This window comes from Actinoallomurus soli (genome assembly GCF_024055715.1).
In the GTDB taxonomy this organism is placed as follows: Bacteria; Actinomycetota; Actinomycetes; order Streptosporangiales; family Streptosporangiaceae; genus Actinoallomurus; species Actinoallomurus soli.
Genome location: NZ_JAMXMV010000001.1, coordinates 1,088,589 through 1,110,179, shown reverse-complemented (window position 1 = coordinate 1,110,179; position 21,591 = coordinate 1,088,589). Strand labels below are relative to the sequence as shown.

Genomic DNA, 21,591 nt, shown 5'->3' with positions numbered 1-21,591 from the left:
GGCCCGCACCGGGGCATGGCGGGGCCGGTCACGGGTCGTGCTCAGCGGCGTCGGGGAGGGACGGTGGGGATCGCCGGGATGGAGGGGATCTCCGCAGGGTCGATCTTGAACTCCGCGGGGTAGGTGAGCGGGTCCGTGGCCGAGCGCGGCTCGGTGGAGCGCCAGCTGTAGATGCAGGTGTCGCAGACGTACATCGTCCACCGGCCGGGCACGGGCGAGGTGGTCAGCACCCGGACGTTCTCGGCGCCACAGCGCGGGCAGATCGTGGAGTTCACGGTGGTATCGGTCATTTGAGCAGTCCCTTGATGATGTTCTCCCAGTCGGCGGTGCCTTCGGGGTCGCCCACCACCTGGGAGTAGTGACCGCGCTCTTCGGGCGCGACGGGCGTCGTGGCGTCGAGGATCACCTTGTGCGTGATCCCGGCCGGGTCGGAGCTGGGGTCCAGCGCGAGGATCGACAGGTTCGGGATCGTCACGGTGTCGTGCAGCGGGTGGTAGTGGACCGACAGGGCCCACATGACCTGCGCGAGGTTGAACGGGTCGACGTCCTCGTCGACCATGATGATCACCTTGCAGTACGCCAGGCCGTGCGGAACGGTCATGGCCCGCATGCCGACCGCCTTGGCGAACCCGCCGAAGCGCTGCTTGACGGAGATGATTCCCAGCAGGCCCTGGGTGTACATGGCGTTGACCGCGGCGACCTCGGGGAACTCTGCCTTCAGCTGCCGGTACAGCGGCACGCTCGTGTTGAGGGCGAGGGTGTAGTCCATCTCGGTCCACGGCATGCCGAGGTACAGATGCTCGAAGATCGGATTCCGGCGGTGCGTCACGCGGTGGACCCTGACGACCGGCTGACGGCGGGCGCCGGAGTAGTGCCCGGTGAACTCGCCGAACGGCCCCTCGATCTCCCGTTCGCCGGCGATGATCTCACCTTCGATGACGACCTCGGACCCCCACGGCACGTCCAGGCCCGTCAGCGGCGCCTTCGTGATCCGGTACGGAGCGCCCTGGATCGCGGCCGCCATCTCGTACTCGGACTGGTCATAGGCCAGCGGCATGCCGGCCACCGTGGTGATCGCCGGTTCGTTGCCGAGGGCGATCGCGATGGGCAGGTTCTCCCCGCGCTCCTCCGCCCGCTGCAGATGCAGGCCGAGGTCGTGCGCCGCGAGCGGCTGGATGCCGAGCCGGTCCTTGTCCTTGACCTGGATCCGGTAGATGCCGACGTTCTGCTTGCCGAAGTCGTCCGGGTCGTCGGGATCCCGGCTGATGACGGCGGCCTTGTCGATGTAGCAACCCACGTCGTACCTGTTCAGCCGGAACAGCGGAAGCAGGTGGAACAGGTCGATGCCCTCGGTGATGGTCACCTCCTGCCACGGCGCGTCGTCCCGCCGCTCGACCGGGCCGGGAAAGGCGTCCCAGCGGCCGGCGAACTCGAAGAACTGGTCCTTGACGGAGGTGTCCTTGTCCAGGCCGAGCATGAGCGCGTGGTTGGGCCAGGAGCCGACGACGTTGAGAGCGACGCGCCCCTTGCCGGGCTCGTAGCCGTTGATGTTGTCGAACAGCAGTGCCGGACCGCGGTCGGTGAGGTTGGCGGTCGCGCGGGCGGCCGCTCCGAGGTCGGGTTCGGGGTTCACGGGTTCGGAGTAGGTCAGCAGTTGACCGTTGCGATCGAGTGTCTCGAGGAACTCGCGCAAGTCGGCATAGGCCATGTTCGGATCTTCTTTCGCGTGGAGTGGCCCGGAAGAGCCAGGGGTTCTCTCGACGTCCGCGCCGGGGAGCGGGGCGGAGCCGGGGCCGGTCAGGCGGTGGCGGCCACGGAGTCGTCGCCCATCGAGTGCCGGTCGCGGGGTGAAGTGACGGCCCGCGGGTGCGCGCCCTGCCGCATCCCGCCCCACCGGCGTACCGTCGGCAGGTCCAGTCCGAACTGGTCCAGCGTGCGTCCGACGATGTGCTCGACGATGTCGGCGATGCTCGATGGGTGGTTGTAGAACGCGGGAGCGGGCGGCAGCACGGTCGCGCCCATCTGGGACAGCGCGAGCAGGTTCTCCAGATGGATCGTCGACAGCGGCAGTTCCCGTGCCAGCAGCACCAGACGGCGGCGTTCCTTGAGCGTGACGTCCGCCGCGCGGCCGATCAGGCCGTCGGCATATCCGGTGCGGATGCCGGCGACCGTCTTCATGCTGCACGGCGCGACGATCATCCCGTCCGTGCGGAACGAGCCGCTCGAGATCGCCGCACCCTGGTCGTCCGGCGAATAACCGACGCTCGCGAGGTCGGTCACTTCGCGCACGGTGTACGGAGTCTCCTCCGCGATGGTGGCGCGCGCCCAGCGGCTCACCACCAGATGGGTCTCCACCTCGAGCTCACGCAGGGCTTCCAACAGGCGTACCCCGATGATCGCGCCGGTGGCCCCTGTCATGGCAACGACGAGTCGCACGGCAATCTCCCCGGTACAGATGCGTGACGCACAGTTAGTACGTGGGCGTCCTAACTCGACCCACGATACTCCGTGTACGTCCTATTGCCGAATCAGGGGTCGGGAGGCGGGCCCGCTCAGGGGGTGCCGGTGTGCTCCCGCCGGGCCGGCGTGCTCTCGCCGTCCCATCGGTAGCGGTCGGTGCGCTGCAGCCCCAGCAGCTGCAGCACGCGTTCGGCGAACTCGTCCTGCAACTCCGCCAGCGTCTCCGGGGCGTTGTAGTAGGTCGGGATCATCGGGAAGACGATCGCACCCGCCTCGGTGACCGAGACCATGTTGCGCAGGTGGGCGAGGTTCAGCGGGGTTTCACGCAGGCAGAGCACCAGCCTGCGACGTTCCTTCAGCGCGACGTCGGCGGCGCGTTCGATCAGGTCGAGGGCCAGACCGTGGGCGATGCGGCCGAGCACTCCGGCCGCGCAGGGCAGGATCACCATCGCGTCGTACGGGTAGCTCCCGCTCGTCACCGGACCGGCCAGATCGGCCGGATCCAGCAGCCGGACCTTCGGCGACGTGGCGCCCAGCGCCTGGGCGACCGAGTCCCGGTCCTCCTGCGTGCCGAACTCCAGGGCCACCAGCTTGCGGCCGTTGGCCGACACCAGCAGGTCGACGTGAGTGACCCGGTCATCGTCCTGCAGCGCGGCCAGCAGCCGCTTGGACACACCGACGCCGCCGGCACCGGTCACCGCAACCGTGATTCTTCGGTTCTCGGGCATGAGGTCGCTCCCCCGTGAGCGCAGAAGGTCCAGGCCTCATGGAGGCCGACCTCGCAACAGTTCCCGCCCACGAGATCGCGAAAACCCTGCCTACCGGGCCGGAAGCGACCTGACCAGGTTGTACGCGCGTGTCCGCGGCGCATCTCTCCGCTCACCGCGCGGGGCCGGGACCTTCGGCTCCGGAGCAGTCCGGGTCACTCCGATTCCTCCGTGTCCGCGGCCAGAACGCGGTGTACGAGCCGGAAGAACTCCTCGCGCTGGTCCGCGTTGAGTGTCTCGAGCAGCCGCTCGTCGACCTGGGCGGCGAATGAGGCGGCCTTGATCACCATCTGCCGGCCCTCCGGGGTGAGGTCCAGCAGTTTGCGCCGGGCGTCGGCAGTGTCCCGCCTGGTCATGAGGAGGCCGCGACCGCGCAGCCGTTCGACGATGGGGGCGGCCGTGGACTTGTCGAGCCCCGCGTGCTGCCCGAGCGTGCCCTGGTCCATGCTGCCGTGCTCGTACAACGTCCCGAGCACGGTGAACTGCGGGCCGGTGAGGTCGCAGGGCATGATGTCCTGCCATATCCGAGTGCGGAGCTGGAACAACCGCCGGATCAGGTGCCCGGCGCCGCTGGTCCCCCGGCGGACCAGTGCCCGGATCTCCGCGTCGTCACCTCCGGCCGTGGCACTGGGACCGGAGCCTGCGGGCGCCTCGTCGGCACCGCTCATGCGGCCACTCCTTCGTTCATCGGACGTGCACGGAGTATAGGGGGATCGGCGGCAGAGGTTCCGCCGCGGGAACGGGTGGCCGACTCATGACAAAAATCTTGACTGCCGCTAAAGCGGGGCGTACAACCAGGCGACAACGTTGTCATCGCCCTATCCCCCTCCGCGAAAGGGCAATCAAGGATGGCACTCCCCCGCCCCCTGCGTGCTCTCACGCCCGCGCTCCTCCTACTGGGCGCGCTCTTCCTCCCCGCCCCCGCCCCGGCGAGCGCCGCCGGGCTCGTCTCCGACCCCGCCTCCCTGGTCAACCCGCTCCTCGGCACGACCAACGGAGGCAACGACTTCCCCGGCGCCGACGTCCCGTTCGGGATGCTGCAGTGGAGTCCCGACACGTCCAGCCGCGCGCTGGGCGGCGGCTACTCCTACAACAGCTCCACGATCACCGGGTTCAGCCTGACCCACATGGCCGGACCGGGCTGCGGCGCGTACGGCGACGTGCCGATCATGCCGACGACCGGCGCGGTGAGCAGCCCCGGATCGGCCAGTGCGTCGTACTCGCACGCGAACGAGTCGGCGTCCCCCGGGTACTACGGCGTGACGCTCGGCAACGGCGTCAAGACCGAGCTGACCACCACGACGCGCGGCGGCATCGGCCGCTTCACCTTCCCGTCCACCACGCAGGCGAACCTGCTGTTCAAGCTGACCGGCAGCCAGAACCCCGTCTCCGCGACGACCTGGCAGACCGTCGGGAACACCGAGGTCGTCGGCTCGGTGACCAGCGGCCGCTTCTGCAACGCCGCCAACACCTACACGCTGCACTTCTCCGTGGCGTTCGACCACCCGTTCAGCACGGGGACCTGGCTCGCGTCCGGCGTGCGGGCCGGGGCCCGGCGGCTGGCGCAGAAGTCGACCGCGCGGACGACCGGCACCACCGTCTCGCCGCACGCGGCGGACCGGCCCGACCATCCTCGCCTGCACGGCACGGCGGCGAGCACGGCGGCGCCGCTGGCCGCCCCGAACGGCGGATACCTCACCTTCGACACGACCGCGAACCAGGTGGTGACCGCGCGGATCGGCATCTCGTTCACCTCCGACGCGAACGCGACGGCGAACCGGGACGCCGAGGTGCCGAACTTCGACTTCGACGCCACCCGCACGGCGGCCCATAACGCCTGGAACACCATGCTCGGCAGGATCCAGACGGCCGGCGGCACCACCGCGCAGCAGCACGTCTTCTACACGTCGCTGTACCACGCGCTGCTGCACCCCAACGTGTTCAGCGACGCGAACGGCCAGTACATGGGCTTCGACAACGCCGTGCACACCGCCGCGTCCGGGCACGCGCAGTACGCCAACTACTCGGGCTGGGACATCTACCGCAGCCAGGCCCAGCTCATCGGCATGATCGCCCCCACACAGGCGAGCGACGTGGCGCAGTCCGCGGTCAACGACTACGCCCAGGGCGGCCGGCTGCCGAAGTGGGCGCAGGCCAACGGCGAGTCCTACGTCATGGTCGGCGACCCGGCGGCCCCGATCATCGCCGACATCTACGCCTTCGGCGGCCGGGACTTCGACACGACCGCCGCGAAGAACGCGATGATCCACCAGGCGACGGTCGCGAACAACGACCGGCCCGGGCTGAACTACCTGTCCAGCATCGGCTACCTGCCCAGCGACGGGACCTACGGCTGCTGCAACTACTACGGGTCCGTCTCGACGACCCTGGAGTACGACACGGCCGACTTCGCGGTCGGAACGTTCGCCGGCGCGCTCGGTGACACGGCGAACCAGAAGAAGTTCGTCGACCGCGCGCAGAACTGGAAGAACCTGCTGAACACCTCCAGCGGCTTCATGCAGCCGCGTACGTCCAGCGGGTCCTGGGCGGGCGGCTTCTCGCCGACGAGCGGCACCGAGATGGTCGAGGGCACGTCCTGGCAGTACACCGGGATGGTGCCGTTCAACGTCCGCGGCCTGGCGGACGCGAAGGGCGGCAACACCGGGATGGTGAGCTACCTCGACCACGTGCTCGCGGCGTACGACGGCAGCGGCGGCGACCACGCCGACCTCGGCAACGAGCCGAGCATCGAGCTGCCCTGGGAGTACGACTACGTGGGCCGGCCCTGGCGCACCCAGGAGGTCATCCGGAACGTGCAGAACAAGCTGTGGCCGGACTCCCCCACCGGCTGGGGCGTCGGCAACGACGACCTCGGCACGATGAGCGCCTGGTACGTCTGGTCGGCGATGGGGATGTTCCCCGAGACGCCGGGCACCTCCGACCTGGCCCTGGGCAGCCCGCTGTTCACCCAGGTCGTGATCACCCTCAGCACCGGGAACAAGCTGACCGTCAACGCGCCGCAGGCCGCGACCGACGCGCCGTACGTGCAGAGCGCGACCTGGAACGGCGGCGACTGGAACAACGCCTACCTGCCCGCCTCGGCGGTGACGTCCGGCGGCACACTCGCCCTCACCCTCGGGACGACGGCGAACACCTCCTGGGCGACCGCGGCCTCGTCCGCTCCCCCGTCGTACGCGGGCAGCGGCGGCACGACGACCCGGACCGGCCCGATCACCTCCGGGATCGCCGGTAAGTGCGTCGACGTGGCGAACAGCTCGGGCGCGAACGGCGCGCACGTCCAGCTCTACACCTGCAACAACACCAACGCGCAGCAGTGGACCGTGCAGGGCGACGGCACCCTGACCGCCTTCGGCAAGTGCATGGACGTCAGCAACAGCGGCACGGCCGACGGCACGAAGGTCCAGCTCTACGACTGCAACTCCACCGGCGCGCAGCAGTGGACCTACGACACCGCGAACAAGGCACTGGTCAACCCGGAGTCCGGGAAGTGCCTCGACGACCCGAACAGCACCACCACGGACGGCACCCAGTTGCAGATCTACACCTGCAACAAGACCGCCGCCCAGCAGTGGACGCTGCCGAGCTGACGCACCGAGCGGCGTGCGGGGCCCCGGCCCCCCACGCCCGCGCCGAGTTCACCGCCTAGTGTGTACACGTGGTCACGATCCGTTCGCCCGGACCACCCGGACCGCCCGGTCCGTGTGTTCCGGACGTGATGCGGGCGGCGGTCCTGTTCGGGCCGGGCGACCTGCGGGTCGTCGACCGGCCGGTGCCGGAGCCGCGGGCGGAGGAGGTGCTCGTCCGGGTGGCCATGTGCGGCACCTGCGGCACCGACCTGAAGATCCTCGACGGCCACTTCCCGCAGACGCCGCCGTACGGTGAGCACATCCCGGGCCACGAGTGGACCGGCACCGTGGTGGCCACCGGCGCGACCGTCGACGAGGTCGCGCCCGGCGATCGGGTGTGCATCGAGGCGCACCACGGATGCGGGCGGTGCGGTAACTGCCTGACCGGCCGGTACACCGCGTGCCTCAACTACGGCGACCCCGCCAGAGGGCACCGTGCGACCGGGATGACGTCGAACGGCGGCTTCGCGCAGTACGCGATCCACCACGTGAGCGCGCTGTACCGGTTGCCGGCCCGGATCACGGACGAGGACGCGGTCCTCATCACCACGGCCGGCACCGGTCTGTACGGGCTGGACACCGCGGGCGCCTACATCGCCGGGCAGGACGTCGCGGTCTTCGGGCCCGGCCCGGTCGGCCTGATGACCGCCCAGGTGTGCAAGCGCATGGGCGCGGCGCGGGTCGTCCTCGTCGGTACACGGGAGTCCCGGCTGCGGCTCGGCCGCGCGCTGGGGGCGGACCACACCCTGAACGCCCGTGAGGTGGATCCGGTCCGGGCGGTGCTCGACCTGACGGGCGGCCTGGGCGTCGACCTCGCGATCGAGGCCTCCGGGGGCCCCGACGTGCCCGAGCAGTGCGGCCGGATCACCCGGCGCGGCGGCAAGATCCTGTTTTTGGCGTACTACCCGGAGCCGGTACGGCTGGACCTCGGCGCGATCGTCCGCAAGGACATCACCATGTACACCGCGCGCGGCGAGGGAGGCGACAACGTACGCCGCGCCGTCGCGCTGGCGGCCGCGGGGATGCTCCGGGCCGGGGAGCTGGTCACCCACCGTTTCCCGCTGGAGGACATCGCCGAGGCGTTCCGGGTCCTGCGGGAGCGCGACGGCGATCCCTTGAAGATCGTCATCGTTCCGTGAGCTCGGCGTCGGCCCGATCGGGGAATCAGCACCGGCGTGGGGGCGGCCGATGTACCGACAGATCCTTGATCCGATCGGCGGCTCCCTGGCTTTGTCCGCCGCGGTGGCGGCGATCCCCCTGGGCCTGCTGCTCACCCTGCTGGGCGTCTTCCGCACACGGTCCGACGTGGCGGCGGCCTGCGGCCTGCTCGCGGCGTCGGCGATCGCCGTGCTCGCCTACCGGATGCCGGTGACGCCCGCGCTGAGCGGCGCGGCCCAGGGCGCGGCGTTCGGCCTCTTCCCGATCGTGTGGATCATGTTGAACGCGGTGTGGCTGAACCGGCTGATCGACGCGTCGGGTCTCCTGTCGGTCATCCGGCAGACCTTCGCCGCCGTGTCGCCGGACCGCCGGATCCAGGCGCTGGTCCTCGCGTTCTGCTTCGGCGCGCTGCTGGAGGCCCTGGCGGGTTTCGGCGCGCCGGTGGCGGTGGTCACCGCGATCCTCATCGGGCTGGGGCACGCCCCCGTCCGCGCGGCGACGGTGGCCATGTTCGCCGACGCCGGCGGGACCGCCTTCGGGTCGATGGGGAACCCGATCACGGCCCTGGCCAAGGCGACGAACCTGCCGGCGGTGGAACTGGGCCGGATGGTCGGACGCCAGTCCGCGATCGTGGCGGCCTTCCTGCCCGTGATCATCGTGGTCGTGCTGGACGGACGGCGCGGGCTGCGCGAGCTGTGGCCGATCGCCGTGGTGACCGGGTTCGGCTTCGCGGCCGGGCAGTTCGTGACCTCCAACCACCTGGCCTACCCGCTGTCGGACCTGGTGGGCGCCCTGGCGGCCACGGGAGCGGCCGTGGTCCTGCTGCGGCTGTGGTCGCCCGCCACCACCCCGGCCCTCGCGCCGGGAGACCCGGAGTCTCCGGGCCGCTCACCGGCCGCCGGGCTGCGCGCGTTCACGCCCTATCTCCTGCTCGTCGCGCTCCTCGCGCTCGTCTCGCTCGACACGCCGGTGTCCCGCGCGACCGCCCGCCTCGGTGTGCGGTTCCCCTGGCCCGGCGTACGGGTGGCCGACGCTCACGGCAGGCCGCTGAGCCTGGGAACCTTCGCGTTCGACTGGCCGGCCGCGACCGGGACGATCCTGCTGCTGACCGGACTGATCTCGACGGTGCTCCTGCGGCTGCCGGTTCGTACCGCGCTCCGCGAGTACGGCCGGGCGGCCGTGCGGATCCGGCGTGCCGCGACCACCGTCGTCCTGGTGATGGCGCTGACCTACCTGATGAACTACTCGGGGCAGGCCGCGACCATCGGCACCTGGCTGGCCGGCGCCGGCGGCGTGTTCGTCCTGCTGTCCCCCGTGCTCGGCTGGCTCGGCGTCGCGGCGACCGGCTCCGACACCTCCGCGAACGCGCTCTTCGGCGCGGTCCAGGTGGCGGCGGCCGGCCGGATCGGGATCAGCCCGGTCCTGCTCGCGGCGACCAACAGCGAGGCGGGCGTCCTGGGCAAGCTGGTCAGTCCACAGAACCTGGCCATGGCCGCGGCCGTCGCGGGGATGGCCGGCCGGGAGGGCGTGTTGTTCCGGCGCACCTTCCCGTGGAGCGTCGCCTGCCTCGCCGGGTTCGCCGTCCTGGTCGCCCTGATGGCGGCGGGCCCGCTGTCCTGGATGGTCCTGGGGTGAGCGGTCGGGCTCAGGAGGCGGCGCGGTCGGTCGGGCTCAGGAGGCGGCGCGGTCCTGGTGGGCGGACTCGCCGGGCTCCGCCGAGATCGCGGGCCAGAGGGTGGCGACCACCCGCGTGGGGAGCTCTCCGTCCTCTCCACCGCGGATGAACGCGGCGTAGTAGCTGCCGATGCACATGTCGGCGACCGCCTCCAGGTCGACGTCCGCGCGAAGGTCGCCGCGCTCCTGGAGGGCCCGGAAGGTGTCGAGCAGCAGGCGCCGCCGGGGCAGCACGGCGTGGGTCCGCACCATCTCCAGGAGCTCGGGGTTGTGCTCGGCCTCGGCCATGACGTGGCCGACGAGCATGATCCCTGTCCGGTCGGGCTCACGGACGTCGAGCCGCCGTACGGCCTCGGTGACCGCCTCGCGCGCCGTGAGCCGCTCCAGATCGACGGGCGGGGCGGCGTCCTGCAGCGCGCGGAAGGCGTGGTCGAGGGCGTCGACGACCAGGTCGTGCTTGCTCTCCCAGCGCCGGTAGACCGTGGGCCGGGTGACGCCGGCGTCGGCGGCGACGGCGCCGACGGTCATCCGGGAGTAGCCGTCGATGGCGAGCCGGCGGCGGGCCGCGCGCAGGATCGCCTCCTCGATCAGCGGGTCACGGGGGCGCCCCCGCTGCTTCTTCGGAGCCTCCGTCACGATCAAACGCCTCCTGACCTGCGGAAATGATCATATCTTTACTTGACAGTACCGTAATGAAAAATACTCTGGAAGAGGAAGCGAGACAACCCACGAACCGCTTGGCCGCCCGTCGCGGCCAAGGAGGGTGTGCCAAAGTGAGCGAAAAAATCCTTGATCTTCCACTCGACGCTCGGCCGGACCCCGACGAGTTCGTCCGCGCCGCGATGGAGTGGCACTTCAGCCCCGAGACGGGCTCGGCGTATTGGCTCGAGCGGGCGAAGACCCTGGGCTTCGACCCGCGCAAGGACGTCAAGAGCGTCGAGGACCTGTCCCTGTTCCCGAACATCGTCAACGAGCTGCGCGACGTCCGCGTGGAGGACCTCATCCCCAGGGGATACGGCGCGGACGCGGACGTCGTCGGCGTGTACGAGAGCGGCGGCACCACCGGCGCCCCGAAACGCGTGATCATCCTGCGGGACTGGTGGCAGCGGATCATGGCGTGGATGAACGCCGGGATGGACGCCGCCGGGTTCCCCGAGAACGTCAACTGGCTCGTCGTCATGCCGAGCGGGCCGCACATGGCCGGCAAGATGTCCGAACAGCACGCCACCGACCGCGGTGGCATCCGGTTCACGGTGGACATGGACCCGCGCTGGGTGAAGAAGCTCGTCGCCGCCGGCAAGGCCGAGGAGGCCGAGGCGTACGCCGAGCACCTCGTCGAGCAGGCCGGGTTCGTGCTGCGGACCCAGGACGTCGGCGTCATCATCACCACGCCGCCGCTGCTGGAGCGGATCTCCCGGCACGACGACCTGGTCGAGCTGATCGACGAAAAGGTCAAGGGCATCGTCTGGGGCGGCGCGCACATGGACGCCGACACCCGCTACCTGTACCGCACCGAGGTCTTCCCGGGCGTGAAGCTCCGTGGCACGTACGGGAGCACGATGATCCTCGGCGGCTCGAACGAACGCCTCGACCTCACGGACGACGACGCGTGCATCTTCGACCCGCCCGCTCCGTGGATCACCTTCCGCGTCATCGACCCCGACACCGGCCGTACCGTCGACCACGGCGAGCGCGGCCAGGTCGTGATGAACCACGTCACCAAGAACATGCTGCTGCCCAACAACCTGGAACGAGACCTCGCCACCCGGGTCGAACCGCCGGCCGGCCTGGCCGGGGACTCGGTGGCCGACGTGACTCCCGTCGCCCGCTTCGACGACGAGACCGTCATCGAAGGGGTGTACTGATGACCGATCCGATCTTCATCGACGCGCTGGGACCGAACGGCTCCTACCGGGCGCACAACCGGCTGACCGTCCCCGACGTGGCCGGGAACCCACTGGTCGAGCTCAGCTTCGTCCCGAGGCTGTTCGTCACCCGCGCCATGTCCGCGCTGCGCAAGGCCGAGACCCTTCCCACGGAGCAGCGCCTGGCCGCCATGCGCGCGGCGGGTGAACTGTTCGCCACCGGCGTCGTCGACGGCATGTCCGCGGCCGACTACCAGTACACGGTGAGCCGGATGTCCGGCACCCCGCTGCCGATCGTCCAGCGGGCGGTGCGGGCCATCGCCCGCAGCGCCGCAGGCTCGTACGACAGCGCGCAGAAGGCACGGCCCGTCGGCGCGGTGAACGACTGGCGCGACCCGAAGGCCCGGGAGGGCACGGCGGTGTGGATCCGCCGCGGGGACGTCTTCGCGGTGCACGCGGCCGGCAACCACCCCGGCGTGCACAGCCTGTGGCTGGAGGCCCTCGCGCTCGGCTTCCGGGTGGCCGTACGGCCCTCGCGCCGCGAACCGCTCACGCCGTACCGCCTGATCTCGGCGCTCCGCGCGTCCGGGTTCGGCGACGACCAGATCGTCCTGCTGCCCACCGACTACGCCGAGGCCGACGAGATCCTGCGCCAGGCCGACCTGAGCATGGTGTACGGCGGCCAGGACGTGATCGACAAGTACGCCGCGGACACGACCGTCCTGCCGAACGGCCCCGGCCGGTCGAAGATCCTGGTCACCGCCGACTCCGACTGGCGCGACCACATCGACATGATCGTCGATTCGATCAGCCACGAGGGCGGGACCGCCTGTGTGAACACCACCGCCGTGTTCGTCGAGGGCGACCCGGCCCCGCTCGCCGAGGCGATCGCCGCCCGGCTCTCGGCCATCCCGAGCCTGCCGCCGGAGGACGAGAAGGCCGTGCTCACCGCCTACTCGATGCCGGCCGCCAGGAAGATCGAGAGCTACCTGCAGGCCAAGGCCGCGGGCACGAGGGCCCACCTCGGCGGCGACGGCGTGGTCGACGAGCTCCCCGACGGCAGCGCCGTGCTCCGGCCGGCCGTCCACGAGCTCGACGACCCGTTCGCCGAGCAGGCCAACGTCGAGCTCGCGTTCCCGTGCGTGTGGGTGGCCCCCTGGACCCGGGAGGCCGGTCCCGCGGTGTTCCACGACACGCTCGTGCTGACCGCGGTCACCAGGGACGAGAAGCTCCTCGACGACCTGCTCGCCGACCCCACGATCAAGAACCTCTACATCGGCGACCACCCGACCTACTGGATGACGCCGGGCGTCCCGCACGACGCGTACCTGGGAGAGTTCCTGATGCGCACCAAGGCCGTAATCCGCGACTGACCACGTACGCACGGTCGGCGCGGAGCCGCCCGGCGGCGTTGTGCCGAGGGTTTCCGTCGCCATGACGACGAGGATCCTCGGCGCTGAGCCTCCGGAGCCCGCGTCCCGCCGACTCAAGCTCTGACCTCAGCGATGTGAGCCCGTTCGAACGCTCGCCGGTCTTCCGTCCTCGCGTCCGAGTGGACACCGTGGGTCCCCGTCCCGGTTCGGGCAACAGACCACGGTGAGGTCGGCCAAGTTCCCGCCTCTGAGCCACCAGGCCCAGACGACGTCGTTGCCACGGCGCAGGGTGTCGAGGGCGTTCGCGGTCATCGTCTCCAGGGAGGGCGCCTGGTGTTGCCGGTCCAGGTGCATGCGCTGGTCGGCGATGTCGGTGTACTGCTGTGCCAGCCAGGTCACCGCGTCGGCGGGATCGTCCCAGGTGCCCTTCACCATCCGGGCAGGCCGGGCCAGCCAGGCGCTGGTGGCCTCGGGCGGGACGACGGCGGTCTGGAACTCGGGCGTCCCGACGCGCCGGGCGTCGTCGAACGGTTTGATCGCCTCGCCGGGACCTCGGTAGAGGTACGCATGGAAGTGCACGGATCAGTCCTTAGGATCGAGGGAGGCGTCCCCCCGACTTCGCCTCGGGGGGACGCCCTGTCACTCACCGCATGCCGATGACGGCGATCTCGACGCAGGCCTCACCGTCCTCGCCGGTATAGCCCCGCACCGACGCGATGCCTTGCGCCACACCGCTTCATTCACGAACTCCACCTCCTCTCTGTCTTGACCCTGCAAAGGGCTCGGCGAAGCCTTGCTTACCGGGCAATTCCTCCCGATAAGAGACCGATCTCTGGCGGCTTCACCGAACATTTCGGCCGCCCCGCCTATCGGCGCGTCCAGCAGGCCCCGCGCCAGGGGGCGGGCCACGGCCATGTCCGGGATTCGAGAACCGCGCGCGTGAGTTGATCGGGATCGGCGGCTTCGATGAGCCGCCAGCCGCTCGGCGGAGGGATCAGCGCCCACCAGGTCCCCGTACTCGCTCCGAGCCAGAACACCAACCCCGGGAACCGCCGCCGCAGTACGAGGTCGGGATCTGGTGTCATCCCGGGTCGCCCGACTCGGCGTTACGAATCCTCAGGTACTCGACCAGCCGCGCAGCGGCCCCCGCCGGGTCGTCCATCGTGTGTCGCTCGTGATGCTCCCGACACCACACGAACGCGCACCGGGAGCCGTCCACCTCGACCCAGATCTTGCGATCCGCCAGGCCGCCCCGCATCGAGACGGCAGGGCGAGCGTCGCTCATCCCGACGCTCGTGACGCCGAGTCGAATCAGTTCCCGGCACAGCTCCACCAGCGCTTCGAGCTCTCGCTGATGACTCGGTCCGGCCATGTCCCTGCCGCCCATCGGAGATATGAACGACAGCTCGCTCGTCTTCTCGCGTTGCATGCGATCAAAGATCCGCCGATGGCACACTCGGACCCATAACCGCCTGATATCCCTCGGTGGGATATACGCTCAGCCGCAGCCGGCACGATTCTGCACCGCAATATGGACAGAACGGAGGGAAGCGCGATGCCGGGACGTGGAATGGGTCCGATGACCATCCCGCCGTCTTTGTGGAGCCACCCCGACGCCCTCGCCGCGTTACGAGCACGCGATATCGGCCGTTTGTTCCGCCTTATCCGACAATATGCCGGAGCCAGTCAGACTCAGATCGCCATCGCGTGCCTGAATACCGACGAGGAGGGGAGTCCCGTGCAGAGGCGAACGTTCCATCGACTCACCACAGCCGGACTCTTCAGGGCCGTTCTCTCCGATCTCCCTGACAGCCGCACACCCCTTGCAGGCGTCGAGGCCTTCGCCGCCGCCCTGGCCGGTCATCCGGATGTCTCCGAAGGGCTGCCCGACTCCGTCCGCCCGGATCTCAGCGCTCTGCGTGCGTCGGTCGCCGCGTCGAAGCGCGACTACCAGGCGTGCCGCTACTCAACGGCGATCAAGGCGCTACCGGGCCTGCTCGCCGACCTGGCGTCCGCATGCGATCTCCTTAAGGGAGACGACAGGCTCCAGGCCCACACATTGTCCGCTGAGGCGTACCACGTCGCTGCGAGCATCCTGCTGAAACTCGACGACGAGGGGCTCGCCTGGCCGGCCGCCGATCGCAGTATGCGAGCCGCTCGCATCAGCGAAGACCCTGTCACCATTGGCTCCAGTGCCCGTATCGTCACCCACGCCCTGATGGACGACGGCCACTACGACGCGGCTAGCGCGACCGCCGCCGCTTGTGCCGTCAGGCTGGAACGCGACATCGACGAGCACACCCCCGACTCGCTGTCGATCTACGGGTCGCTCCTTCTACGCGGAGCGACCTCGGCCGGGCGGCGGAACGACCGTGCCACCGTCGCGACCATGCTGGACGAAGCCGAAGACGCCGCCGACCGCCTCGGCGGAGACCACAACTACCGACGGACCGCCTTCGGCCCCACCAATGTCCGGCTCCATCGTGTCAACATCTCCGCCTCCCTCGGCGACGCAGGACACGCCATCGCCGAAGCCCGCCGCATCGAGTTCGACCGCATCCCCATCACCGAGCGCAAAGCCGCCCTCCTGATCGATACATCCCGCGCCCTCACTCAATGGGGCAAGCATGAGAAGGCATACGAGATCCTGCGTGCCGCCCATCAACTCGCCCCCCAAGAAGTCTCAACCCGACCAGCCGTCCACCGCCTTGTGCGCGATCTCCTGGCTGCCGCTCCCCGGAGCCTCAAGAGGCAGATCAGGGAGTTCGGCACTCAGATCGCAGTCCGTTTCTGATGCAGGAACATTCGAGCAGTGGCCACCGACTCACCAGATGGGGATCTGTCTGTGACACAGGAGCATCAGGGGCGTGTCCTGTACGCCATCGTGTGCGGAGCCGGACCGGCTGCCGAGGTCGGCCGGCTCGTCGACCTGGCTCAGCGACGTGGTTGGGACGTGCAAGTCGTCGCCACGCCCTCAGCCCTGAACTTCCTCGACGTGCCGAGCCTGGAAACCCAGACCGGACGTCCGGTCCGAAGTCAGTACCGCAGGCCGGAAGAACCACGCTCGCCCAAAGCCGATGCGATCATCGTCGCTCCGGCGACCTACAACACGATGAACAAATGCGCCGCCGGCATCAGCGACAATTACGCACTCGGCATCCTCGCCGAAGCCCCCGGTCTCGGTATTCCCACGGTATTCCTGCCGTTCGTGAACACCGCCATGGCGGGACGGCGGGCCTTCCGCCGGAGCGTCGACGAACTGGCGGCCGAGAACATGAACGTTCTCCTGGGCCCTGGAGGCTTCGAGCCACACCCGCCGGGTACGGGGACCGAGCGCATCGCAGCCTTCCCCTGGCAGGCGGCCCTAAGACAAGTCGAGGACTGCTTCGCCGGCCACGAAGCCCGATAGGGCACCGAACAAGCAGAAGCACAAGGCCGTCCCGCGACTGACGACGTACCGCATGGTCTGGGCGGCGCCGACCGGCGGCGTTGCGCCGAGGGTTTTCGTTGCCGTGACGACGAGGATCCTCTGCGTTGAGCCTCGGCTGGCGTCCCGCCGGCTCAGGCGGTGACCTCGGACTGGGCCATCATGCCCATCGACGAGTGATCGAGCAGGTGGCAGTGGTAGAGGTACAGGCCGGTATAGCGCTCGTAGCGCACCCTGATCCGCACGTCGCCGCCGTTCGGGATCGCCACCGTGTCCTTCCAGCCGGCCTCGTGGCCGGACACCGGTACGCCGTTGCGATCGATGACCTGGAAGTGCGTTCCGTGCACGTGGAGGTTGTGCCGGATCGGCGGGTTGACGTCGCTGTTGACGATGCGCCACTCCTCGGTCTGGCCGAGCTGGATCCGCTGATCGATCCGGTCCATGTCGAAGGACCTGCCGTTGATCTCGGACATGCCGGTGATGGGGTTCACCCCCATGACGATGTCGCGGTGGACCGCCGCCGGGCCGAGGTCGGGCGGGGAGCCGCCGAGCCTCGACGGGATGCGGCTGGGGTCGTACGCCCGGCGGACGACGTCGAAGCGCAGGAGGTCCGACGGCTGGCCGGTGTTCGCGTCGGTGTTCCGCAGGGTGAGCTGCGAGCCCGGCGCGAGGTCGGCGAAGTCGACGACGGCGTCGACCCGCTCGCCCGGTGAGAGGGTGACGCCGGTGGCGCGCACGGGTGCCGGCAGCAGGCCGCCGTCGGAGGCGATCAGCCACATCGGACGGCCGTCGCTGAGGCCGAGCGTGAAGTAGCGCGTGTTCGCGCCGTTGATCAGCCGCAGCCGGTACTTGCGGGCGGCGACCGGATGATAGGGCTGCCGGCACCCGTTGACCAGGAGCACGGTGCGCTTCCGGGCGTCTCCCATCGTGAACACCAGGCCGCCCTGGTCGTCGAACTGCGCGTCGCGCAGCATGAGCGGCAGGTCGTAGCGGCCCGCGGGCAGGCCGGTCCTCCGTGGTTCGTCCAGCAGGTAGCAGCCGGCCAGCCCGCGGAAGACCATCTCGGCCTCCATGTGGTGCGTGTGGTCGTGATACCAGAGCGTCGCGGCGGGCTGCAGGTTCGGGTAGACGTAGTCGCGGAAGGCGCCCGGCGCGATCGGGTCCTTCGGGTGCCCGTCGCTGTCGGCCGGCACGTGCGCCCCGTGCAGGTGCACCACGGCCTCCATCCCCAGGGCGTTCCGCTGCCGCACCACGACGCGCCGGCCGGGTCGGGCGCGGATCGTCGGGCCGGGGAAGCACCCGTCGTACGTCATCACCGGGGTCTGCACGCCGGGCAGGATCTGGGCGGTCGCCTCCCGCATGGTCATCTCGTAGTAGTCCGTCGTGGCCGTCCGGCGCACCGGGCGCTTGACCGGCGGGACGACGAGCGGCAGTGAGAACGGCGACGTGTCCGCCGCGCGCGCGACCGCACCGCGCGCGCCGCCCGGGAGGAGCAGTGCCGCGCCCCCCAGCGCACCGATCCTCAGGGTCTGTCTCCGATCGAGCATTCCGGCACCTTCTCCCCGTCGCTGCGAACGGAGAGCACTGTGCCGCCGGCGCCTCAAGAGCCGCTGGAGGGCCGCTGACCACGGTCGTCGGACGTCCGGCCGGCGGGGAGGCGGTCGCCCGCCAGGACGGCGGCACTCGCCATCTGGGGCATGGGCGGCCGATATCCGCCGGAGGAGGGCTGATCACCGGCCGCCCCTGTCGAGCGGTTTTCCGCACCTCGCTCCCCCACCGGTTCTCGGCGCCCAGGGCGGTCCCGCGACGGTCGGCGAAAGCCCTTCCGCTCACAGGAACGCCTCTGACGGCGTCGAGACCGATGTCGTCATCGAAAGGGGGCCACGCGCGGCCGTGGCGTTCAGTCTTTGTGACCTTGCGCCGCCGCTTCGAGCGGGCAGTTCAGCAGGTATTCATAAAGGTCTTGGGAAGTCGCCTTCCAGCCGCGGGCATCGACGACCGTGTTCCAGGACCGCATGACCTGTCGATGTTCGGCCCAGGCTGATCGGTCGCGGGTGATGTCGCGCCGGTAGGCGGGAAGGTCCATCGTGGCGAGGTTCCAGGAGTCGGGACCGCAGACCGTGTCCTCGCGGGTCGTCACCACGCCACGGTGAAGGCTCAGGGGAAAGGTGCTGCACACCAGCGGGCGGTGGGCGTAGACACCGCACCGGGCAATGCCGGAGGCGATCTCCATGAGGAACACGCAGGCACCGGTCTCCGATCTGCGTTGCAGACAGATCTCCTTCGCGGGCCCGCCCGGTTGAAGGCGGAAGCCCTCTCCCTTGGTGTCCCGAAGCCTGATGAAGTCGCTGGGATGCATGGCGGTTCCTTCGGCGAGCGCCCGGACATCCCTGACGGTGACTCCGACGGCGTACGAGCGGCAGCATCTGCCGGCGCAACCGGCACAGCCGGCGACATTGGCACCGCTGCCGTTCATGCCGTCACCTCCTCGGGCCACCCGGCGCCGGCCTCACGGGCGTACTGCGCCTCGAGCAGGTAGCGCTGGAAATCCTCGATGCCCAAGTCTTCATTGGACTCGGCGGCCAGCGCGTTCCACCGCGCCACGACCTCGAACCAATGGTCGCGATCGGCCGACCAGGTGCGCAGGGCCTCGGTCAGCGCCTCCTGGTCCAGATCCTCCAGCTCCCACTCCCGGCAGTCGCATCCGGGCTCGGGACGTACCTCCGGAGCGCCGTCCTTCGTGGCGGCCGGGAAGATCCGGCATGAGATCGGAGCGACATCTCCCAGGCCACAGCAGGTCGCGCCGCTGGGAGCACGGACCGAGAAGACGCACCCGTGCATGGCGTTGGCGAGCTTGAGGAAGACCCGGCGCCGGCCTTTGTCAAGGACGATCCCGGTGGGGTCGCCGGCCACGGCGGGCGCGGTCTGCGTGAAATGCCACGGTTCCACGGCAAGCGTACGGGAGATCCGGACGATGTCCGCCCCGGTGACGTGCCGGGCACCACGCGCGCAGCGGGTCTTCGCCCGGCACGACTGCCATTGGGCTCGCACGCCCGGCGATTCATCCGACAGCACTGCTTCATCCCCTTCGCTACGGCACCACAGACCAGTCCTTCTCCGGCATACGGAGCGGAACGCTCGACGGTTCAATCCAGCACGCTCGCCCGGGCGGACGTCGTTGCCGCCATGACCCGGCGATGGCATGCCTTCGCGCGTGAGCGTGCCGATGGCCGCTGTCGCGGGCAGGGTGGGGAGCTGAGGGTCAGTGCTGCTGGACGGTGCCGTCCGGCCGTACGGCGTTCCCGTCGTCGCGGGCGTCGAGGCGGGCGCGCTGGGGGACGACCGTGTACTTCGGGTCCTTCGAGGAGATCATTCCGGCCTCGAAGACGCCGAAACGGGTGAGGGCCGAGCCCGCGAGGAGTGCCCCGCCCGCGGCGGCCGAGAGCCATCGGCTGCGCCGTCCGAGGACGGCGGCGAGGGCGCCCGCGCCCGTCAGGGCCTCCGCCGTACGGATGAGCACGCCGGCGCGGCCGGTCTCGTACGCCTCGGCGACGACGCCCATCCGCCTTCGCATGAAGTGGGCCACCAGGAGTTCGGCGGTGCCGCCCGCCACGCCCATGCGGCGGGCGGGCGCCGCCTCCGCCAGTGGCGCGACCAGCAGGCCAAGGCCGCCGCCCGCCCCGGCGGCCGAGGACACGAACAGATACGGCAGCTCGCGGTGGCCCTCATGCCATCCGGGGACCGCGGTGTCCGCGAGGAGGACACCGGTGTAGGCGGCGACGGCCGGTCCGGCGACCGCGCCGGCCATCGCGCCGGCCGTGCCGATCCGCGGGAGGCGGCCGGTCACGGCGGAGAGGGCGGCGGCTCCGGCGGCCGGGGCGTACGCACTGAGGATCCAGGAGCCGACGCTCATCGGCGAGGTCCACTTCAGCACCCGCAGCATGTTGACGAAGCGCGCGGGGCGGCCGAGGTCGTGGACCAGGGCGGCCAGGCTCACCGCGATCGCGCCGGCGGCGCCGATCCGGGTGCCGCGGGCCAGGCGGGGCCGTCCGGTCAGCTCGGCGCCGGCGGAAAGGACCGAGGACGCGCCCGCCAGTCCGCCGAGGAACAGGTATCCGGCGATGTCGAGCGCCTTCCAGACGGGCGGCTTGACCACCGGCCTGCCGTAGTAGGAGGTGAACTCCGGCTCGGGCACCACCGGCCGTTCGCGGCGGCGACGGCGCCGGCGGGGGCCGGCGGTACCGGTGAGCGCGTCGCGCGCGTGGTCCCCGGGGCTCAGCGCCTGCCGTCCGTGCACCTCCTCGCTGATCGCGTCCCGTCCGGCCTGTCCGTCGTCCCGCCCCCGCGCCTCCTCGCTCATCGCCGCCGCCCGGCGAACGCGAGCAGGCCGGCGCCGAGCAGGCCCGCGGCGGCGAGCGCGGCGTGCCGCCACATGGCCGGCAGGTCGCGGGTCGTGGCGATCGGGTCGGGGGGCAGGCCGTACACCTCGGGGTCGTCGAGGAGGAGGAAGAACGCGCCCGCTCCCCCGATCCCGTCGTCGGTGTCGGCGAGGTAGAGGCGCGCGTCGTCGACGCCCGCGTCGTTCAGGGTGGTGACCCGGGCCGCGGCGCGTTCGCGCAGCTCGTCCAGGGGCCCGTACTGGATCGAGTCGGTCGGGCATGCCTTGGCGCACGCGGGTTCCAGGCCGTCGCCGATCCGGTCGTAGCACAGCGTGCACTTCCAGGCCCGACCGTCGTCCTTGCGCTGGCCGAGCACGCCGAACGGGCAGGCCGGGATGCAGTAGCCGCAGCCGTTGCAGACGTCGGACTGGACGACGACCGTGCCGAACTCCGTACGGAAGAGCGCGCCGGTGGGGCAGACGTCCAGGCAGGCCGCGACCGTGCAGTGCTTGCAGACGTCACTGGACATCAGCCAGCGCAGGTCGCCGCCCTCTCCCGGCGTCATGGGGTTCATCGGGGCCAGGTCCGGCGGCGTGCCGAGGGGCGGGACCGGGCCTTCGTGGTCCACGCCGGGCTCCTGCCGGGCCAGCGGCTTGCGCTGCTCGATGAAGGCCACGTGCCGCCAGCTGTCGGCGCCGAGCCTCTCGGTGTTGTCGTACGACATCCCGGTGAAGTTCAGGCCGTCCTCCGGGATGGCGTTCCACTCCTTGCAGGCCACCTCGCAGGCCTTGCAGCCGATGCACACGGAGGTGTCGGTGAAGAAGCCCATGCGCTCTGCCAT

General features: G+C 70.3%; 20 protein-coding genes. 7 read left to right on the top strand and 13 right to left on the bottom strand.

Annotated elements, in window-relative coordinates; genetic code table 11:
- Positions 1-41: 41 nt before the first annotated feature.
- The 5 genes from NDW01_RS05040 to NDW01_RS05020 form a co-directional block, all read right to left on the bottom strand.
- Positions 42-290 carry a non-oxidative hydroxyarylic acid decarboxylases subunit D gene (locus NDW01_RS05040; RefSeq protein WP_252816995.1) on the bottom strand — a complete coding sequence of 83 codons (249 nt, stop codon included), beginning with the start codon at positions 288-290 and terminating at the stop codon, positions 42-44.
- Positions 287-1,708: a non-oxidative hydroxyarylic acid decarboxylases subunit C gene (locus NDW01_RS05035; protein ID WP_252816994.1), complete on the bottom strand. Its 1,422-nt coding sequence runs from the start codon at positions 1,706-1,708 to the stop codon at positions 287-289. Before NDW01_RS05035 ends, NDW01_RS05040 begins: the two co-directional genes overlap by 4 nt.
- A gap of 89 nt (positions 1,709-1,797) precedes the next feature.
- Positions 1,798-2,436: a UbiX family flavin prenyltransferase gene (locus tag NDW01_RS05030; RefSeq protein ID WP_252816993.1), complete on the bottom strand. Its 639-nt coding sequence runs from the start codon at positions 2,434-2,436 to the stop codon at positions 1,798-1,800.
- Positions 2,437-2,552: 116 nt separating this feature from the next.
- Positions 2,553-3,188, bottom strand: a complete 636-nt coding sequence (locus NDW01_RS05025) for a UbiX family flavin prenyltransferase (protein ID WP_252816991.1) — start codon at positions 3,186-3,188, stop codon at positions 2,553-2,555.
- Between the two features lie 194 nt (positions 3,189-3,382).
- Positions 3,383-3,895: a MarR family winged helix-turn-helix transcriptional regulator gene (locus NDW01_RS05020; RefSeq protein WP_252816989.1), complete on the bottom strand. Its 513-nt coding sequence runs from the start codon at positions 3,893-3,895 to the stop codon at positions 3,383-3,385.
- Positions 3,896-4,075: 180 nt separating this feature from the next.
- Here NDW01_RS05020 and NDW01_RS05015 point away from each other — a divergent pair, with 180 nt between their 5' ends.
- From NDW01_RS05015 to NDW01_RS05005, 3 genes are all read left to right on the top strand, one after another.
- On the top strand, positions 4,076-6,835 hold the full coding sequence (locus NDW01_RS05015; RefSeq protein ID WP_252816987.1) for a lectin: 2,760 nt from the start codon (positions 4,076-4,078) through the stop codon (positions 6,833-6,835).
- A gap of 68 nt (positions 6,836-6,903) precedes the next feature.
- Positions 6,904-8,013 carry a zinc-dependent alcohol dehydrogenase gene (locus NDW01_RS05010; protein WP_252816984.1) on the top strand — a complete coding sequence of 370 codons (1,110 nt, stop codon included), beginning with the start codon at positions 6,904-6,906 and terminating at the stop codon, positions 8,011-8,013.
- 49 nt (positions 8,014-8,062) lie between these two features.
- A complete protein-coding gene (locus NDW01_RS05005) occupies positions 8,063-9,667 on the top strand; it encodes an L-lactate permease (protein WP_252816983.1) in 1,605 nt (534 codons plus the stop codon).
- A 36-nt stretch (positions 9,668-9,703) separates the two neighbouring features.
- Here the strand turns inward: NDW01_RS05005 and NDW01_RS05000 are convergent, their stop codons facing one another.
- A complete protein-coding gene (locus NDW01_RS05000; RefSeq protein WP_252816981.1) occupies positions 9,704-10,342 on the bottom strand; it encodes a TetR/AcrR family transcriptional regulator in 639 nt (212 codons plus the stop codon).
- 137 nt (positions 10,343-10,479) lie between these two features.
- On the opposite strand from NDW01_RS05000, the gene NDW01_RS04995 reads away from it, so the two are divergent.
- Together NDW01_RS04995 and NDW01_RS04990 are read left to right on the top strand one after the other, a co-directional pair.
- Positions 10,480-11,571: an acyl-CoA synthetase family protein gene (locus NDW01_RS04995; RefSeq protein ID WP_252816980.1), complete on the top strand. Its 1,092-nt coding sequence runs from the start codon at positions 10,480-10,482 to the stop codon at positions 11,569-11,571.
- Positions 11,571-12,944 (top strand): aldehyde dehydrogenase family protein, encoded by a 1,374-nt coding sequence (locus NDW01_RS04990; RefSeq protein WP_252816979.1) that lies wholly within the window; start codon positions 11,571-11,573, stop codon positions 12,942-12,944. The genes NDW01_RS04995 and NDW01_RS04990 overlap by 1 nt, the downstream gene beginning before the upstream one ends.
- A 126-nt stretch (positions 12,945-13,070) precedes the next feature.
- On the opposite strand, the gene NDW01_RS04985 is transcribed toward NDW01_RS04990, so the two are convergent.
- Positions 13,071-13,523: a hypothetical protein gene (locus NDW01_RS04985; RefSeq protein WP_252816977.1), complete on the bottom strand. Its 453-nt coding sequence runs from the start codon at positions 13,521-13,523 to the stop codon at positions 13,071-13,073.
- A 502-nt stretch (positions 13,524-14,025) separates the two neighbouring features.
- Positions 14,026-14,373, bottom strand: a complete 348-nt coding sequence (locus NDW01_RS04980; RefSeq protein WP_252816975.1) for a hypothetical protein — start codon at positions 14,371-14,373, stop codon at positions 14,026-14,028.
- Positions 14,374-14,523: 150 nt separating this feature from the next.
- Between NDW01_RS04980 and NDW01_RS04975 the strand changes: the two genes are divergently transcribed.
- Together NDW01_RS04975 and NDW01_RS04970 are read left to right on the top strand one after the other, a co-directional pair.
- Positions 14,524-15,738 (top strand): XRE family transcriptional regulator, encoded by a 1,215-nt coding sequence (locus NDW01_RS04975; protein WP_252816973.1) that lies wholly within the window; start codon positions 14,524-14,526, stop codon positions 15,736-15,738.
- Between the two features lie 51 nt (positions 15,739-15,789).
- Positions 15,790-16,353 carry a flavoprotein gene (locus NDW01_RS04970; RefSeq protein ID WP_252816972.1) on the top strand — a complete coding sequence of 188 codons (564 nt, stop codon included), beginning with the start codon at positions 15,790-15,792 and terminating at the stop codon, positions 16,351-16,353.
- A 152-nt stretch (positions 16,354-16,505) separates the two neighbouring features.
- Here NDW01_RS04970 and NDW01_RS04965 read toward each other — a convergent pair whose 3' ends face one another.
- The 5 genes from NDW01_RS04965 to NDW01_RS04945 all read right to left on the bottom strand — a co-directional run bounded on the left by NDW01_RS04965 (position 16,506) and on the right by NDW01_RS04945 (position 21,591).
- Positions 16,506-17,918, bottom strand: a complete 1,413-nt coding sequence (locus NDW01_RS04965) for a multicopper oxidase family protein (protein WP_252816971.1) — start codon at positions 17,916-17,918, stop codon at positions 16,506-16,508.
- 353 nt (positions 17,919-18,271) lie between these two features.
- Positions 18,272-18,847, bottom strand: coding sequence for a YkgJ family cysteine cluster protein (locus tag NDW01_RS04960; RefSeq protein ID WP_252816970.1), 576 nt, complete (start codon positions 18,845-18,847; stop codon positions 18,272-18,274).
- On the bottom strand, positions 18,844-19,446 hold the full coding sequence (locus NDW01_RS04955) for a hypothetical protein (protein ID WP_252816969.1): 603 nt from the start codon (positions 19,444-19,446) through the stop codon (positions 18,844-18,846). The genes NDW01_RS04960 and NDW01_RS04955 overlap by 4 nt, the downstream gene beginning before the upstream one ends.
- A gap of 187 nt (positions 19,447-19,633) precedes the next feature.
- On the bottom strand, positions 19,634-20,731 hold the full coding sequence (gene nrfD, locus NDW01_RS04950; RefSeq protein WP_252816968.1) for an NrfD/PsrC family molybdoenzyme membrane anchor subunit: 1,098 nt from the start codon (positions 20,729-20,731) through the stop codon (positions 19,634-19,636).
- On the bottom strand, positions 20,728-21,591 hold the full coding sequence (locus tag NDW01_RS04945; RefSeq protein WP_252816966.1) for a 4Fe-4S dicluster domain-containing protein: 864 nt from the start codon (positions 21,589-21,591) through the stop codon (positions 20,728-20,730). The genes nrfD and NDW01_RS04945 overlap by 4 nt, the downstream gene beginning before the upstream one ends.

Coding starts and splice junctions, on each gene's coding strand:
- NDW01_RS04960 (WP_252816970.1), bottom strand. CDS start 18,847: ATGAACGGCAGCGGTGCCAATGTCGCCGGCTGTGCCGGTTGCGCCGGC.
- NDW01_RS04990 (WP_252816979.1), top strand. CDS start 11,571: ATGACCGATCCGATCTTCATCGACGCGCTGGGACCGAACGGCTCCTAC.
- NDW01_RS04975 (WP_252816973.1), top strand. CDS start 14,524: ATGACCATCCCGCCGTCTTTGTGGAGCCACCCCGACGCCCTCGCCGCG.
- NDW01_RS05015 (WP_252816987.1), top strand. CDS start 4,076: ATGGCACTCCCCCGCCCCCTGCGTGCTCTCACGCCCGCGCTCCTCCTA.
- NDW01_RS05020 (WP_252816989.1), bottom strand. CDS start 3,895: ATGAGCGGTGCCGACGAGGCGCCCGCAGGCTCCGGTCCCAGTGCCACG.
- NDW01_RS05005 (WP_252816983.1), top strand. CDS start 8,063: ATGTACCGACAGATCCTTGATCCGATCGGCGGCTCCCTGGCTTTGTCC.
- NDW01_RS05025 (WP_252816991.1), bottom strand. CDS start 3,188: ATGCCCGAGAACCGAAGAATCACGGTTGCGGTGACCGGTGCCGGCGGC.
- NDW01_RS04945 (WP_252816966.1), bottom strand. CDS start 21,591: ATGGCAGAGCGCATGGGCTTCTTCACCGACACCTCCGTGTGCATCGGC.
- NDW01_RS04965 (WP_252816971.1), bottom strand. CDS start 17,918: ATGCTCGATCGGAGACAGACCCTGAGGATCGGTGCGCTGGGGGGCGCG.
- nrfD (WP_252816968.1), bottom strand. CDS start 20,731: ATGAGCGAGGAGGCGCGGGGGCGGGACGACGGACAGGCCGGACGGGAC.
- NDW01_RS05035 (WP_252816994.1), bottom strand. CDS start 1,708: ATGGCCTATGCCGACTTGCGCGAGTTCCTCGAGACACTCGATCGCAAC.
- NDW01_RS04980 (WP_252816975.1), bottom strand. CDS start 14,373: ATGCAACGCGAGAAGACGAGCGAGCTGTCGTTCATATCTCCGATGGGC.
- NDW01_RS05040 (WP_252816995.1), bottom strand. CDS start 290: ATGACCGATACCACCGTGAACTCCACGATCTGCCCGCGCTGTGGCGCC.